Origin of the sequence: Pseudophaeobacter arcticus DSM 23566, from assembly GCF_000473205.1 — a bacterium.
Lineage (GTDB): Bacteria > Pseudomonadota > Alphaproteobacteria > Rhodobacterales > Rhodobacteraceae > Pseudophaeobacter > Pseudophaeobacter arcticus.
Genome location: NZ_KI421507.1, coordinates 2683544 through 2700458, shown reverse-complemented (window position 1 = coordinate 2700458; position 16915 = coordinate 2683544). Strand labels below are relative to the sequence as shown.

Below are 16915 nucleotides of genomic sequence, written 5' to 3'. Positions count from 1 at the left end.
ATGACATGATGATTTTCAGCCGACACGAACAGTCCCTGCGAGACTGAACCCTAGAAACAAGACAAGTAGACTTAAGTAATCGGAGCGTGAAATGATGGGATACCTAAAACGGATATTGGGCATGTCCATAAAGAAGAAGCTACTTCTGCCCATTCTGGCCTGTATCGTTCTGTCGAATTTTGCCTATACGGTTTTTTGGGCCTCCAAGCACAGTACAGCCTTGCTTGCCGCTTTTGATGAAGAGGTAAAACTGGCTCAGCGATTTGTTGTTCCGCCAGTTGCTGCAGCGGTTTGGGACTTTAACAGCGATGCGGCCATGGGGGCAATCCAGGGCATCGCTGACATGGAAAACGCCCTATTTGTGCAGGTCATTGTCGATGGCGAGAGCTTCTCGGAGATCTTTGTCGACGAAGACCGCCGGGCAGAGCTGACCGAGCAGGTCGCGGGTCTCTTGCAGGATGAAGCGGCTGAGAAATCAGTTGAGGTCAATAATGTTGTCTATGCGAAGTTTCCTTTGACACAGCCTGATGGCACAAATGTTGGCCAGATGGTCATGGGGTTTAGTAATGGCGCCATTCACGCAACTGTTTCCTCGCTCTATCTGCAGTCGGCTATCATTGGCCTCGCCATCTGCTTGCTGATTGGTGTGATCGTTTATTTGTCCGCAGCCTCGGTGACCCGGCCGCTGGACCGGATTGTTGACCGGATTGACGCCCTGCGTAGCGGCGACACCCATAGCCCGGTCCCAGAAAAGCGTCGCGGTGATGAGCTTGGCCGTCTGGCCGCTGCCGTTGTGGAATTTGTCGATGCCATGCGGGCCAATGCCGAACTGGAAGAAAACTCCAAAGCCGCTGCCGAAGAGCAGGCCGGGGTTGTCCGAGAGCTGGCAAACGGGTTGAATCAACTGTCCAAAGGCGATCTGTCTTACCGGATCAAAAAGGAAATGAGCCCGGAATACACCGCTCTGCGTTCGGACTTTAACCAGACGGCTGAAACCCTGGATGATTTGATTGGGCGCGTTTTGGTGACCATTTCGCAGATGGACCAACAGATTGGCGAAATGGCTACCGGCACGGATGATCTGTCGCAGCGGACCGAAAACCAGGCGGCAACCCTGGAAGAGACCGCCGCCGCACTGGATAGCATCACCTCAAACGTGCGCTCTGCCACCACGCAGACGCAAGAGGTCGAAGGCACCATTTCTGAGACCAGCAAAGTTGCCCAGCGCAGCGGAGATATCGTCCAGCGTACCGTGCAGGCGATGAAGGAAATTGATGAATCCTCCGAGAAGATCTCTGAGATCAACAGCGTGATTGATGATATTTCCTTCCAGACCAGCCTGCTGGCTCTGAACGCAGGGGTCGAGGCCGCACGTGCAGGTGAAGTCGGGCGCGGTTTTGCAGTGGTTGCCTCCGAGGTGCGCTCTTTGGCGTTGAAATCTGCGACCTCGGCCAATGAAATTCGCGAACTGATCCGGACCAGTTCCGAAAAAGTGAAAGTTGGCGTGGAGCTGGTGGACGAAGCAGGTCGGTCTTTGGATGAGATTATCGAGAAAATCCAGTCAGTGTCAGCTCTTACCACCCAAATTGCGGCCTCCTCCGGGGAACAGGCTTCGACCATATCAGAAATCAATGCCGGCATGATCGAACTGGACCGGGTGACCCAGCAGAACGCCAGCATGGTTCTGAAATCCAGCGATCAGGGCAAAAGCCTGCAGCGGGCGGCTTCGGAATTGGCGCAACTTGTTTCGGGGCTCAAGCCAACCTCGCAGAGCCTTGCAACGGGGGGGGCAACCCAGAGTCCGCAAGACATGGTCCATGGCGACACCTTCGGCCCGGATGACTTTGATGACACGGGTTTTGGCGCAGATGACTTTGACAGTGACCGGCTGGTTGGGTGATCCTTTCCCACGCCGCCTAGAGGTCTGACACCCGCTGGTACCACCAGATCCCCCCGTCCACTTGATTGTGGACGGGGGGTAATTTTTTTTGGATCTTGACCTGTGCCTTGTGATGTCTAGCCTATGGAAAAACAAAGGAAATATGATGATAGGATATGTAACTGTCGGCGCTTCGGATATGGACAAAGCCAAGGCGTTTTACTGTGATCTTTTTGCGGATCGCGGCGCGAAGGTGATTATTGATGGGGGCCGCATTGCGATGATTGGGGCGACGCCAAAGGAACCGATGATTTCGGTCTGTGTGCCCTATGACAAAAAGGATCCGCAGCCGGGGAATGGCAACATGGTTGCCTTTGCGGCAAAGAACAAAGAAGAGGTTGATGCGCTATATGCCAAGGCAATTTCCCTTGGCGCGACCTGCGAAGGTGCGCCCGGCCAGCGTATTCCGGATCGGTTCTACGGGGCCTATGTGCGTGACCTTGATGGCAATAAAATGACCTTCTATGTGTTTGGCTAAACACCTGCAGCGGTCTGGTCGGGCATCCCGCCAGACCGTTTTATACCTCATGTTTGACAGGACCTGATCCGGGGCCTGCTTTTGCCGCAGCCTTCCCATCCAGAGGACGGCAGGGTTTGCCGCGAGACAGGAGGCGGCATAGCCTCTGGATCTGACAGGTGACGCTCTCTGCTGCAACCCGGCTGCCCAATGGCGTAGAGAGCCGCATTGGGTCCCAAACGCTGACAACTTCCAAAATGCAGGATATCAAAACCGTTACTCCTGGCGTTGTCCGCAGGACCGGCTGCTCTGGAACGCTCAAAGCTGTGATCTTTGCTGAAATGGTCAGCGGCGGTGCGCCTGACCTGCGGTCCTTTGCTTGCCAGAAGCCGGGAACTTGAATAGCGTTGTCGTCAACTTTGTCTCTTTGAAATGATCTGTTTATGCTTGATTTTGGTTTGGGTTTGATTGGGCTTCTTGGCCTGCTTTTTCTGCTTGGTGTTCCCTATCTTCTGGTATCGCATACGCGCCTGAAATCGCAGGTGCGTGCTTTGGAAGCCAAAATGCGCTCCCTGCAAAGCAGCCTCTCAAATAGTAAGGTCTCAGCAGAGCTGCAAACGCCGCAGCAAGAGGCAGCTTTGTCGGCCAAATCTGCAGATCCTTGGGGAGAGGCACGTCAGGAAGAAACCACAGCCACGCAGATCGAAGACAGGGTGGAAGACGACAGGGGCGGTTCTGAGGGTTTGCTGCCGCCGACGCAAGCGGAGCAAAGCACCGGCGCATTTGCCAGTACAACACAGACGGATCAGTCCGGGTTGGCACCGCGCGCCGAAGAGACCGCCGAGCCCGCTATTGATCAGGTTCAGCCGCCACGCGCTTTTGTTCTGCGGGCAGATCTTGTTGCCGGTCTCAGCGGCTGGCTGCGGGAGAACTGGGTTCTGGTGGCAGGGGCCGCGTCTCTGGCCCTGGCAGGGCTCTTTATGGTGCAATACGGCGTTGAAAACGGCCTTCTGACGCCCTTCTGGCGGGTCATGGCCTCTTTGGGCTTTGGCGTGGCGCTCATTCTTGGCGCCGAAACGATCCGGCGTCGTTTGGGCGATGCGACGGATGGAGCTGCGCAGCATCTTCCCTCTGCATTGGCAGGGGCTGGGTTGATAACTCTTTTTGCCGGGCTGCTGTCGGCACGCGTGATGTATCAGCTGATTGATCCTGGCCCCAGCTTTGTTGCCCTCTGTCTGGTGTCGCTGCTGGCCCTGGTTCTGGGCTGGTTCTATGGCGCCTTCCTCACCGCTCTGGGGCTGTTGGGCGCCAGCGCAGTTCCCTTTCTGGTGGGGGGGCAATCGCAGGACGCCTGGATTCTCTACTACTACTTTGCCTTGATTGCGACGGTGGGGCTGGGGGTGGACACGGTCAAGCGCTGGGCCTGGATCTCAGGGCTTGCCCTGGCCGCGCCGCTCACCGCCTGTCTGTTGCTCTACCTGTCAGGGGAAGGGGAGCCGCATTTCCTGACCGCCCTGTTGGTGATTGCCGCCGCTGCGGTGATCCTGCCCGAGCGCAGCCTCTGGCCACATCATTCCGGCCCGGCGGTGACGGAGATCTTGTTGCCGCAACAGGGGCGACGGATCTATCCTGAATTCCCCACCCGGATTTCTGCGGTTGCCACCTGCGCGGCGGCGGCGGCTGCGCTTCTGGTGGCTGTGCAGACAGATCAGGCGGCGGTGGTTGTTTTTGCCTTGCTCACACTGATGGTGCTGTTGCTCGCCAGCCTGCTTTGGATGCGGCAGGCCCCGGCATTGTTTGATCATGCTTTGGTACCTGGACTGGCGATCCTGGCAGTTATCCTGCTTCAAGGGCTCAGCTTTGGCCCCCTGTTCAGCGAATTTGATGCCGCCGCGCTCCGCCCGCCAGAGACTCCGGCCCCGAAAATCCTGTGGTTTCTGGTGGCAATTGGCGCGCTGGGCTCGGGGCTGGCCTATCTGCGCATGCAGTGGAGCCTGACTGGGCCTGAGGGGGATGCCGAAGCGCCTGAGGCACATTCCGCAAACCTCCCGGTATTCTGGGCGCTCTGTGCGGCGAGTTTTGCTCCGGCCTTGCTCCTGATCCTCGAGTTCACCTGGAGGCCCGCCGCTGTGCATGGTCTTTATACCTGGGCCTTGGTGGTGCTGGCCATGGCGGCAGGCATGACCTTTTTGACAGAGCGGTCAGCCCGTGGACCGGGGGCGCGGCAAAAAGAGATGCGGGTGGCGCTGTTTGCCATTTCGGCGCTGACCCTCATTGCCTTTGCGCTCTTTCTGGTGCTGGCGCAAACCGCGCTGACCCTGGCCCTGGCTGTCATGGCGCTGCTGGTGGTCCTGATCGACCGGAAATACGATCTGCCCGGCCTGGCGCTGTTTGTGCAGGTTGCGGTGGCGGTCATTGTCTATCGGCTGGTGCTGGATCCTGGCGTGGCCTGGGCGCTGGACCGCGACTATATCGACGAGGGCTGGCAGTATGTGACACCGCTGGTGCAAATTGTCCTTGGCTATCTTGGCAGCTTTGCGCTGCTGGGAACCGGCTGGCTGCTGGCACGGCAACAGCAGCGTGAGAAAACCACGGTGATGCTGGAAAGCGCCGCTGCATTGATTGGCGCGGTGTTCCTGGCTGTGCTGATCCTGCGGCTGCTGCCAGAACAGATGCGCTATGGTCATGCGGGCATGGGGCTGATGGCTACTGTCTGGGTCGCCTCTCTGGTGAACCAGCTGCATCGGATACGCCTGAGCGGTACGTTTTCAGCTCTGCTGCGTGGGGTCTTGATCCTGGGCTATGGGGTCTCTGCCATTGGCTGCATGAGTGGGCTGTTTGCCTTTGCCAATCCACTGTTGTCCAGTGACGAAATCGTGCGAGGGCCGCTGATCCTGGACAGTTTGGCAGCGGCCTATCTGCCGCTGGCGGCGGTCTGCGCCGCTGCAGCGCTGCGGCTGGACCATCTGAACCGCTGGGTTCGGATCGGGTTTGGTAGCGCCGCGAGTATGCTGGGCGCGGTCTATATCACGTTTGAGATCCGCCGGTTCTGGCGTGGCGAGGATCTGAGCCTCCCTGGGGTGATCGACGCTGAGCTCTATTCCTATACGGTGGCTTTGCTGGTTGCCTCGGGCGGGGGGCTGATGTTGGCCTTCTGGCGCCGTTCGGACCTGCTGCGGCGGCTGGCCATGGCCGGGGTGGTGCTGACAATTGCCAAGGTGTTCCTGGTGGATATGAGCGGGTTGTCCGGCCTGACGCGGGTATTTTCCTTTATGGGGCTTGGGCTGGCGCTGGTCGGGCTTGCCTGGCTGAACCGCATCATGAATGCCCAATGGGACAAAGGGAAAATACCGCCGCCCGCAAGGCAAGAGACCTGACCAGACTACATCAGGGGAAGATCTGCAAAAAAGGCGGGCCAGAGCGGCCCGCCTTTTTGTTTGCAATGAACTGACAGGGGGCAGTTGTCCCGCATCAGTAACATGCGATTTTCTAGAACAGAAAGTCATCCGCTGTCAGATCACCCAGGCCAACACCCGCCAGAGTGATACTGTTGCCAAGATTATCGCTGATCACGGCATTCCCGTTCACTTCGCTCAGGTGGTTCTGCACCAGGTCTGAGTAGTCGGTGATCTCAGAGACGCCTGCGAGGTCAATGATCTCGCCGACTTCGCTGGTGGTGAAGTCATGGATGATGTCGGTTCCAAAACTTCCGGCAAAGATAAAGCTGTCAGCACCAGCTCCACCGGTGAAATGATCGTTTCCATGATCATCTCGCAGGGTATCATCGCCGGTACCGCCATAGAGGGTGTCGTTGCCCCAGGCGCCATTCAGGACGCTGGCTTTGGTGGCGTTGCCCTTGATGAGGTTATTCAACCCATTGCCAGCCACCCAGTCTGCATCCCCTTTGAGAATGACAACTTCGACATTTTTGCTGTACTCCCACAGCTTCAAATTGTCTGCAAATGAGGCAACGATGTAGTCCCAGCCCTCACCGAAACTTTCAACGACGCGGTCAGCTGCATCGTCCAGGAAATAGATGTCATTGCCAGCCCCCCCAACCATCAGGTCAGTGCCATGGTCATCGCGCAGGGTATCGTTTCCGGCTCCGCCATAAAGGGTGTCATTGCCCCAGGCGCCGTTCAGGATGTTGTTTTTGGTGGTGTTGCCATAAATGGTATTATTCAACCCATTGCCGGTCGCCCAGTCTGCATCTCCGGTGAGAGCGAGGGATTCGACATTTTTGCTGTATTCCCACAGCTTAATTTTGTCGTCAAATGAGAAGATCGCATGATCCGCCCCCTCTCCGAAGTTTTCAACAATGCGGTCGCCTGCATCGTCCAAATGGTAAGTGTCATTGCCCGTACCGCCGACCATCGTGTCAACGCCCTGGTCATCCTGGAAAGTGTCGTTGCCCGCGCCGCCGGTCAGAGAGTCATTGCCCCAGGCGCCGTTCAGAATGTTGTTGCCGTTGTTGCCGGTGATCACATTGTTCAGACCGTTGCCGGTCCCGTTCAGGTTATCCGTGCCACTCAGAGTCAGATTTTCGACATAGGCGCTGCTGTCGTACAGGGCAATACTGATTGAGGACAAAATTGTGTCGTTGCCTTCGCCGGCCAGTTCGATGACCTGGTCGTTGGCGGAGTCCACATAGTAAAGATCATCTCCGGTGCCGCCGACCATACTGTCATCGCCTTCACCACCGCTAATCAAATCTGCATCAGCGCCACCGTAGATCGTGTCATCGCCTGCGCCTGCATAGATTATATCGACGCCTGCGCCTGCAAAGATCTGATCGTTGCCAGAGCTGGTATCAAAAACGTTATTTGCGTCATTGCCGGTGATTGTATCGTGGCCAGAGCCGGTGAAGGCTTTCTCAATCACGGTGCCGCGACCGATGGCAAAGTTGCCGATCTTGCCGTTCAGATCCGAGAATGTATCAACTACCAGACTTAGGTTTTGGTTATAGCTGCGCGAGCTCAGATCAATGGTATCAATGCCGCCGCTGTCGACGATGGTAAAGGCATAGTCGTGATCCATATCCATGATACTGCGGCCAGTGGTGTTGCCATCGCCATAGGTGGTATCGCCGGTTTCCACATTGGTCGGGACGCCATAGAGATCCTGAATGGCGGCAATGTCGGCGATCTGGGGCGTGTAGACATAGGCAAAATCGGCATCAACCCCTGTGGCCTCATCCTGTGAGAAATAGGACATGATGCTCATCTGCCAGCTGTCGTTGGCATATTCCGCATCGTCTTCATAGGTCCCGGTGCCATTGTAGAGCCCCGCATGCCCCAGGCCAAGAGCATGGCCGATTTCATGGATGTAGGTCTGGACGTAGTATTCCGGATTTGCATCCCACCAGGTGGGAATATTGACCCAGGATCTGTAGATTTCACCTGATGAAAACACGTAGGATTGCGCGTAGGCCCCCCTTTGGTCCTCGTCGTCAAAACTGATATCCACGATGCTGGATGTGGTTTCGACAAATTCCAATCCGGACACTGCTTCCCAGGCTTCCAGAGCCTGTCGCGCGACTGCCTTGGCAGAGGAGGTCAAACCGGACAGATTTACCGTGAGCTGGTCGCCAGTCGTTTCGGCGAAGGAGCGTGGCGTCGAACCGTTCGCTTCCCAGTAGCCAGTTGTCAGATAGTCTGCAATCTCATCAACGGTGTTTGTTGGCTTGGCCGCATAGCTTGTTTCGACGGTGGGCGTATGTGTCGTGTCTTCAACAAAGAGGCGATGATCGCGGTTGCCACAAAACTCACACATGGAACTCTCCTGACCGGGCTGAATTCACAGGGGGTGAAAGGGTCTGGGTGTCGGTGCTGGCAGGCATGTAACAATCCTCTGTATGTACTACAAAATTGATTTCGGTCGCAGAGACCGGACTATATGGTGGGGTTTCTATATGGGAAGGTCAGAGACCTCAATCAAAGCATGTGCAAAAGGTGTCAGGTTCTGGCCCTCCAAATTGCTGTCCATGATTGATAACTCCAACAAGGGGCCGTCCACAGGTTGGCCCTCTTGATCTTGCCAAACCAGCTGTCCAGAGAGCCGATCTTTGGCGCGACTTTGTTCATGGTAACGAAGGGTCAGACCCGAGAAGTGATTGGCCAGTTCAGTGGCGGACGGGTCGCTGACCTTCTCTACTGTCAGATCTAGTTCCGGCGTTTTGCTTTTTAGCGCCTCCACCAGGGCTTTGCAGATTGAAGGGTGCTGTTCAAAATCACACTGGAACAGGACTTTCGGCAATTCTTTACTGGACACAGGAGAGACCACGCTAAAAACAAGGGCAGCAGCAAGGGTATGAAGGGCAGGTATAAATCGAAGCAATGGTTTTACTCAGGGTTGCGCCGGGTCAGTCTTCACAAATTTTCAGGCTCATTGTCAAATAGTTTAAGATTTTGGTAATTTGGAGGGCATTATCTGGGCAAAATTATGCCGGACCCCGATAAACGGTAAAACACCCGTATTCTGCCTGGGCCGATGTGAGCTTTGCCAGCCTGTGCAAAATGCCTCTCCCCAACAAGATCAGCCCAGCTGGGGTGATCTGTGTTGGAGAGAAGGCCTGTTTCATTTCTCGCGGTTACTGGTCGGCTGTAAGGGTCTCGAAGTTCAGACCAACGGCGGTGCGCGGTGCAAAACCTTTCCAGTAGGTGTGATCCGGCAGTTCCTTGCCTGCATCATCTTTTGAGATAACGCCGTCGATGGCGTGCGGTACCAGCTCCAGGTATTGTGCCTTATCGGTCTCAGCCTTGAGGTGCAGCCCCATAAAGGCGGTGGCAAAGTGCTGGGTGATATTGTTCATCCGGTTGGTGTCCCAAACCGCATCGGCGTAGTGTTCAAACGGGATGAAGTCGAGGTTATCAACGGGCTCCCAGCTTTCGATTGGGGCAGGCATCGGGGCGGCCGCATTGTGATTGGCCCCCTCAAAGGTCAGCAGGTGACGGTTGGTATTGACCGCGCCCTCAAAGATTTTTCGGATTGCCGAATAGACAGAGACATCATCGGCGCTGCCTGCCATCATCATCAGTGGTTTGCGGATCCCGGCCAGGCCTGTTGCATCCCAGAAGCCAGTGTTCATGCCCCAAGGCCCAATGGCAATCACCGCTTTGACGCGGTCATCAATCAAGGCTGCGTGGCTTTCTGAGCCCGCCTGATGACGGGCCAGCAGACCAGCTGGCGTGCCCCAGCTATACTGGGTCGAGGCCTCGGTCACGCCGGCACCGGCAAAGATAACCGCGCCGTAGCCGCCCATAGAATAGCCGATAACACCGGTCTGATCCGTATTGATGATCGCTCCCAGCGGGCCTTCCAGCGCCTCCATCTGATCAATGACAAAACGCTGATCCAGCGGGCGGTTCAGCAGGGTAGAGCCAAAGGCGGCCTTGTCCGAGTAGGTGCTGTCGCGGTGGTCAATCGAGACGGTGACATAGCCCTTGGTTGCGAGGTTTTCCCCCAGATGGGACAGCAGATAGCGGTTGCCGGGGTAGCCATGTGAAATCACCACCAGAGGATAGGTTTCACCACTGGCTGGCGCGGCATCACGTGCGGCACGGCCCTGCAGGGTGACTTCGGTCTTGCCGTCCCGCAGGATGGCGCGATAGCTGCCGCCTTGTTCGGTTCCTGCCGCCGCCGGATACCAGACCTCAACCGTGAGATCACGATCATACAGCGGCTGGTCGGCGTCAGTGGTGTTCAAAATGTCATTTTGACCGGGATTGGTGAACTCCAGCGTCTGCACCCCAATTGGATGGGTGCCAAAGGCGGCAAGTTCCGGGGCGTCTGGGCGGATGCGGTCGATGCGGTTCTCAGCCGCGCTCGCAAGAGGCAGGCTTGTGGCTGCCAAGGCAAGCCCGATACCAACAGCCAAATTTTTCTTAGACATATCTTTTCTTTCTCCCAGTTTGGTATCCATTTGAAATGCCCCGCAGCTTCAGTGCGGGGCGCGCGCTGGTCTTAGGATCACAATGTAACAAACTGTCCCGCAGGCTGCGTTTGATGGCCAAAGGATTCCCAATGGCTCTTCCGGCAAAAAGCCAGATCTGCTGCTGGGCTACAGGCATCTATAAACAGCCGTCACGACACATTTCAGGGCGATCGCGCGTCACCTTTTCTCAGATGACTAAAGAGTCGCGCTCTGGGTCAAGTCTCAGCATGGGGCTGGCTGCAATAACGCAGCGTTTCTTTCACAGGGGCCGGCGGTTAGCAAAAGCCCGCAAAAGCAGTCTCCAAGGGGCAGGACATGTGCAGTGGCCCTACAGCGCAGATTGTCCTTATTTTGGATGCTCTATACTGTTAGGATATTCACATTTTCAGCAGGCCAATTTTGCGAGATCACCGATGAAACAGACACCTTGGTTGGGTTTTTCCATTGATCGTGCCGCCAGCACTCCGGTGTTTGAGCAAATCTGTGCCGCCATTCGCCTGCGCGCCGCTTCGGGGGATATGGCGCCGGGCAGCAAACTGCCGCCAACCCGGGTGTTTGCCACCGAACTGGGGGTGTCGCGTTCCACCATCGTCACCGCTTACGAACAACTGGTTGCCGAAGGATACCTCAGCAGCCAGCAGGGCTCTGGGTATCGGCTCTGTGCCTCTGGCGAAGTTGAGATGGCGCAGCGACAGGCCCCTGCGGCTGACCCAAAATCGGGAGCAGCGGCGCGCAGAGGTGGCGCGCAGGGCCCTGGCTCTGCCTCCCCGCCCCAAATGGTGGAGGCGCACATCTTTCGGGCGGGCACCCCGGATATGCGGCTGTTTCCGTATCGGCAATGGGCCAAGACAGTGGCACGGATTTGTCGCTCTGACCCGCAGGCCATGTTTGTCGGCAGTCGCGGATTTGGCTCTTTGGCTCTGCGTCAGTCTATCTGTGATCATGTGGCGGAGTGGCGGGGCATTTCGGCCAGACCCGAGCAGGTGATTGTCACAGCCGGTGCCACGGATGCCCTGGAGATCTGCTTGCATGCGCTGGCACAATCCGGCGATAGCGTCGCGCTTGAGGATCCTGGCTATAGACCCTTGCAGTATTTCATCACCGCGCAGGGATTGACGCCAGAGTATCTGCGCGTTGATGACAGTGGCGCGGTTCTCCCCTCTGGGCCGGTTGCCCCGCGGCTGGCCATTCTGACGCCCTCACATCAGTTTCCGCTGGGTGGCGCCATGTCCCCGGCACGCCGGATGGAGTTTATTCGATGGGCGATCAAGACAGAGGCCTGGATCATTGAAGATGACTATGACAGCGAGTTTCGCTACGCCGGGCGACCGATCCCGGCGATGGCTGGTTTTGATCATTTGCACCGCACTCTCTATATTGGTAGTTTCTCCAAAATCTTTTCCAACGCGCTGCGTCTGGGCTATCTGATCCTTCCCGAACCTCTTGTGGCAAGCTTTGCCAACAGCATTCAACGCTTTGGCCCAAAGGCCAGCAGCATGCCACAACAGCCGCTCGCAGATTTTATCGACAGCGGTGAGTTCTACCGGCATCTGCGTCGGGTCAGACGGATCTACGCTGAGCGTCGTCGCTTTCTTCTGGATCAATTGAGTCAGGATTTTGGCGCTTATGGATATTGCGTCGATCACCAGGCCGGAATGCAGGTGGTGTTCCATTTGACCTGCGCACTGCAGGACCGGGAGGTTTGCATTCGGGCGGCAGAACTGGGGTTGAGCATTGAGGCCCTTTCGGGATTTGTTCAGACCCCGCGCCCAGGTGATGGGGGTTACAACGGATTGGTTTTGGGGTTCTGCGGCTATAGCGAGGCAGAGCTGCAACAGGGCCTGGGTCTGTTGCAGCAGATTCTGCAACTGGTTTCCCGCTGAGGGTATGGGCCTTGCAGGAGGGCGGAGCGTGGTCTTGCCCGGGTGAAGATCAATCAACCCATAGGTTGATTGTGTGACATTTCACTTCCCTTTAGGGCATCGCGTTTGGGAACTAGGTCGAATATTGGCTAGTTTTTCTGCTGAAGCATTAAGCAGCACAGGTGGTCATAATAGAATATTAGGATGCTCAACATAGGTAGAGGAGTAGCGTTAGTTTTATAGGACCATCCGAAAATGCCCCAGTTTCTGTTCCGATTGCCTGTACGGATATACGCCCTAGCCGCTTTAGCGGTGGGGCTGGCCGCAGCTTTGACTTTTGTTCTCTTATCCCGTGCCGTGGACAACGCATATGAAATGCGTGAAAAAGAACTCAGCAGCCTGACCGATGCCGTGATTAGCTCTCTCGCAAACCTGGATGAGCAGGTGCAGGCAGGCACTTTGACGCTAGAGGAAGCCCAAGAGCAGGGCAAAACCCAAATTGAACTGCTGCGGTTTGGTTCTGTAGGCTATTTCTTTGCCTTTGACGAAAACGACGTCATGCGCGCTCATGCTGTTGCCAAACAGCTTATTGGCAATGTGCAGACTGACTTCGAAGATGTAAACGGAGTTCTGGTTTTTCAGGAATTCAACAAGGTCATCAAAGAGAAGGGCTCTGGGGCGGTCATCTATCACTTCAACAAGCCAGACTCGGAAATCCCCCAAGCCAAAATGGGGTACGTCAAGGCCTTCGCGCCCTGGAAATGGATTATCGGGACTGGGGCCTATGTTGAAGATATCGAAGCTGAGCTGAATATCATGCGCTGGACTGCCCTGAGTGCTCTCGCAATTAGCCTCGCAATTCTTGCAATTGGGGCCACTGTGATCACCCGCAGCGTGACCGTTCCTGTAACTGCTTTGAACAACCGGATGCGCACCATGGCCGAGGGCGACACCGATGCTGATATCCCGGCCACCAACAACAAAAGCGAAATTGGCGATATGGCGCGCCGCTTGGAACTCTTCCGGCAGTCTTTGATCCGCCAAAAAGAATTGGAAGGCGAACAGAAAGAACGCGAAGCAGAGCAGGTCAAAGTTGTATCCATTCTCAGCAGCAGCCTGTCCAAGCTGTCACAGGGGGATCTGACGGTTAAGATCACCAGTGATTTCCCAGAGGATTACAGCCAGCTGCGTCGGGACTTCAACCAAACGACTGAAACGCTGAGCGGGACAATGTCGCGTATGGTCGAAGCCACCACCTCGATCCGCAATGGCGCGGCTGAAATCAGCCAGGCTTCGGATGACCTGTCGCACCGGACCGAAAGCCAGGCCGCAACCCTGGAAGAGACCGCCGCGGCGCTGGATGAGCTGACCGCGAGCGTGAAATCTGCCGCCGAAGGCGCCCGCAGCGTTGAGGCCACCATGGAGGCTGCCAAGCAAGAAGCCGAAGTCAGTGGCGAAGTTGTGCAAAGCGCGGTTTCCGCAATGACCGAGATCGAGCAGAGTTCGAACCACATCAGCCAGATCATTTCGGTGATTGATGACATCGCGTTCCAGACCAACCTGCTGGCCCTCAACGCCGGGGTCGAAGCGGCCCGTGCTGGTGAAGCGGGCAAAGGCTTTGCGGTTGTGGCCTCTGAAGTACGGGCGCTGGCGCAGCGCTCTTCGGATGCGGCGATGGAAATCAAAACACTGATTGGCGACAGCTCGAAACAGGTTGCCCGTGGGGTGGATCTGGTTGGCAAGGCAGGCGAAGCTCTCGAAAGCATCGTGGGTCAGGTGAGCCATATCTCCAAGCTGGTATCGGGCATTGCCGAAGGCGCGGTGGAGCAATCAACTGGCCTGAACGAGATCAACACCGGCGTGACACAGCTGGACCAGGTTACCCAGCAAAACGCCGCCATGGTTGAAGAGGCAACAGCTGCCGGGCATCTGCTCAATACCGACTCCTCGAAACTGGCCGAGCTGGTTGCGATCTTTAAGGTCGATGGCAGCGCCTCGGTTGTGCAGATGCCAACAGCAGCGTCTTCGGTTGCACCAGTTGTCGCGCCTTCGGCACATGGGAATGACGACTGGGATCTGGCGGCCATGAGCCCGGCACCAACTCCGGTCCGCGTGGGCTCTGACGGCAATACGGCCAAGGATATGTGGCAGGACTTCTGATCCTCGCTGTGGCTTTCATCTTTCCCTAAAATACCTCGGGGGAGCGCCCTGCAGGGGCGCGGGGGCAGAGCCCCTGCAACAGGCTTTATAAAAACAAAGCGCCCGGCAGATCTGCCGGGCGCTCCTGCGTTTTACCTAAGGGGTGTGAGACGCTTAGCCAATAATGGCATTCAGCGTTGCCGAGGGGCGCATCACCTTGGCTTTCAGCTCGGCTGAGGGCCGGTAATAGCCGCCAATATCCGCAGCCGGGCCCTGTACTGCTGCCAGTTCCGCAAGAATGGCCTCTTCGCCGTCAGCCAGCGCCTTGGCAATGGGGGCAAATTCTGCGGCCAGATCTGCGTCGTCACCCTGCGCTGCCAGGGCCTCGGCCCAGTAGCGGGCAAACCAGTAATGGCTGTCGCGGTTGTCGGGTTCACCAACTTTGCGCGAGGGCGATTTGTTGTTGTCCAGAATACCCTGGGTTGCCACCTCGGCTGCAGCGCCCAGCACGCCGGCTTTGGCGTTGCCCTTGCTGTCTGCCAGGAATTTCAGGCTTTCGCTCAGGGCGCAGAATTCCCCCATCGAGTCCCAGCGCAGGTGGTTTTGCTCTACCAGCTGCTGCACGTGTTTGGGCGCGGAGCCACCGGCCCCGGTTTCAAACAGGCCGCCACCTTTCATCAGCTTCACGATCGACAGCATCTTGGCCGAGGTGCCCAGTTCCAGGATCGGGAACAGATCGGTCAGATAGTCGCGCAGCACGTTGCCGGTGATGGCGATGCTGTCCTTGCCTGCGGTGATGGTCTTCAGCGACTGGGCTGTTGCTTCCCGTGGGGCCATGATCTGGAACAGATCCGCCTTGCCTGCCGCTTCCAGCGCGGGTTTGACATATTTGATCAGCTCGGCGTCATGGGCGCGGTTTTCATCCAGCCAGAAGATCGCCTCGGATCCGGTCAGACGCTGGCGATCCAGCGCCAGTTCGATCCAGTTTTCAATCGGCGCCTGTTTGGCGGTGCAGGCACGCCAGATATCGCCAGCCTCCACATCCTGTGAATGCAGGATTTCGCCATTGGCCAGAACCACCCGGATGGTGCCATCGGCAGGGGCCTCGAATGTGGTTGGGTGGCTGCCGTATTCTTCGGCCTTTTGCGCCATCAGACCAACGTTGGCGACAGAGCCTACCGTGGTCACGTCCAGCGCGCCATTGGCTTTGAAGAAATTGATCGCCTCGTCGTAGATGGTGGCATAGCAACGATCGGGGATGACACAGTTGGTGTCGCCTTTGTTGCCTGCGGCATCCCAGCCCTTGCCGCCGGCGCGGATCACGGCGGGCATCGAGGCGTCGATGATCACATCGGAGGGCACGTGAAGGTTGGTGATGCCCTTGTCGCTGTCGACCATATACATGGCGGGACGCTCTGCGGTGACGGCTTTGATCGCGGCCATGATGTCGGCGTTGCCGGCAACACGGTCCAGCAGATCCCCCATGCCGGAGTTGGCATTGACACCCAGGGCTTCCATTTCTGCGCCAAATTTGTCGAACACCGGTGCCAGCCAGGCCTTGACCGCGTGACCAAAGATGATCGGGTCGGAGACCTTCATCATGGTGGCCTTCAGGTGTAGCGAAAACATGGTACCGTCTGCCTTGGTGTCTTCAATGGCTTCAGCCAGGAAGGCGGACAGGGCAGCAGCGGACATGAATGTTGCATCTGCAATTGTACCGGCCTCCAGCATCCAGCCGTCTTTCAGCACGGTGACCGCGCCATCCTTGGCGACAAATTCGATCTTGGCGTCACCAGCCTGGGCGGCGGTGATGGTGGCAGCTTTCTCATTGGCATAAAAATCGCCGTCGGTCATAGACGAGACTTTGGTTTTGCTGTCGCCAGTCCAGGCGCCCATCGAGTGCGGGTTGTTCTGGGCGTAGTTCTTCACGGCGCGGGCCGCGCGGCGGTCCGAATTGCCTTCGCGCAGAACCGGGTTCACGGCAGAGCCTTTCAGGCCGTCATACCGCGCGCGCGCGTCTTTTTCAGCATCGGTTGTGGGTTCTTCGGGATACGAAGGGATGTCATAGCCCAGGGCCTGCAGTTCTTCGATGGCGGCGACCAGCTGCGGCACAGAGGCCGAAACATTTGGCAGCTTGATGACATTGGCGTCGGGCGTTTTGACCAGCTCGCCCAATTCTGCCAGATCGTCGGATTGACGCTGTTCTGGGCTCAGCTTCTCTGGGAAGGTCGAGATGATGCGGCCGGCCAGGGAAATGTCTTTGGTGCCAACGCTGACATCGGCGGCAGCGGCGAACTTGCGGATGATCGGCAGAAAGGACGCCGAGGCCAGCTCGGGGGCTTCGTCTACGATGGTATACAGAATGTCGGGGTTTGAATTTTCTGTCATGTTTCTCTACCTTTCAGCGATATCGGAAGCTTTGGTGACTATAATGTAGCAGCACTACATCTCATGTATGAGACTGAACGGAGCAGGCGTCGAAATTGGTTTCCGGGCAGGTCCATTTAGGCCCCCATGTAGAGCAGGAGCGCGGGCGGTGCAATCATTAGCATGCGAATTTTGCCCCGTCAGATTGACGCGGTGCC

General features: G+C 57.1%; 9 protein-coding genes. 5 read left to right on the top strand and 4 right to left on the bottom strand.

Annotation, left to right across the window (positions count from 1 at the left end; all coding sequences use genetic code 11):
* Positions 1-121: 121 nt before the first annotated feature.
* The 3 genes from ARCT_RS26425 to ARCT_RS0117255 all read left to right on the top strand — a co-directional run bounded on the left by ARCT_RS26425 (position 122) and on the right by ARCT_RS0117255 (position 5773).
* Complete coding sequence (locus ARCT_RS26425; protein ID WP_051360846.1) at positions 122-1900, top strand: methyl-accepting chemotaxis protein; 1779 nt, start codon at positions 122-124, stop codon at positions 1898-1900.
* Positions 1901-2042: 142 nt separating this feature from the next.
* Entirely contained in the window at positions 2043-2417 is a 375-nt protein-coding gene (locus ARCT_RS0117265) for a VOC family protein (protein ID WP_240476331.1), read from the top strand.
* Positions 2418-2839: 422 nt separating this feature from the next.
* Positions 2840-5773 (top strand): DUF2339 domain-containing protein, encoded by a 2934-nt coding sequence (locus ARCT_RS0117255; protein ID WP_027241193.1) that lies wholly within the window; start codon positions 2840-2842, stop codon positions 5771-5773.
* A 112-nt stretch (positions 5774-5885) separates the two neighbouring features.
* Here the strand turns inward: ARCT_RS0117255 and ARCT_RS27230 are convergent, their stop codons facing one another.
* From ARCT_RS27230 to ARCT_RS0117235, 3 genes are all read right to left on the bottom strand, one after another.
* Complete coding sequence (locus tag ARCT_RS27230) at positions 5886-8168, bottom strand: M10 family metallopeptidase (RefSeq protein ID WP_051360843.1); 2283 nt, start codon at positions 8166-8168, stop codon at positions 5886-5888.
* 135 nt (positions 8169-8303) lie between these two features.
* Complete coding sequence (locus ARCT_RS0117240; protein ID WP_154665386.1) at positions 8304-8666, bottom strand: hypothetical protein; 363 nt, start codon at positions 8664-8666, stop codon at positions 8304-8306.
* A 319-nt stretch (positions 8667-8985) separates the two neighbouring features.
* Entirely contained in the window at positions 8986-10287 is a 1302-nt protein-coding gene (locus tag ARCT_RS0117235) for an alpha/beta hydrolase family protein (protein WP_036786012.1), read from the bottom strand.
* A 455-nt stretch (positions 10288-10742) separates the two neighbouring features.
* Between ARCT_RS0117235 and pdxR the strand changes: the two genes are divergently transcribed.
* Together pdxR and ARCT_RS0117225 are read left to right on the top strand one after the other, a co-directional pair.
* Positions 10743-12212 carry a MocR-like pyridoxine biosynthesis transcription factor PdxR gene (pdxR, locus tag ARCT_RS0117230; protein ID WP_027241190.1) on the top strand — a complete coding sequence of 490 codons (1470 nt, stop codon included), beginning with the start codon at positions 10743-10745 and terminating at the stop codon, positions 12210-12212.
* A gap of 234 nt (positions 12213-12446) precedes the next feature.
* Positions 12447-14351 (top strand): methyl-accepting chemotaxis protein, encoded by a 1905-nt coding sequence (locus ARCT_RS0117225; RefSeq protein ID WP_027241189.1) that lies wholly within the window; start codon positions 12447-12449, stop codon positions 14349-14351.
* 153 nt (positions 14352-14504) lie between these two features.
* On the opposite strand, the gene ARCT_RS0117220 is transcribed toward ARCT_RS0117225, so the two are convergent.
* Entirely contained in the window at positions 14505-16718 is a 2214-nt protein-coding gene (locus tag ARCT_RS0117220; RefSeq protein ID WP_027241188.1) for an NADP-dependent isocitrate dehydrogenase, read from the bottom strand.
* Between the last annotated feature and the right edge of the window lie 197 nt (positions 16719-16915).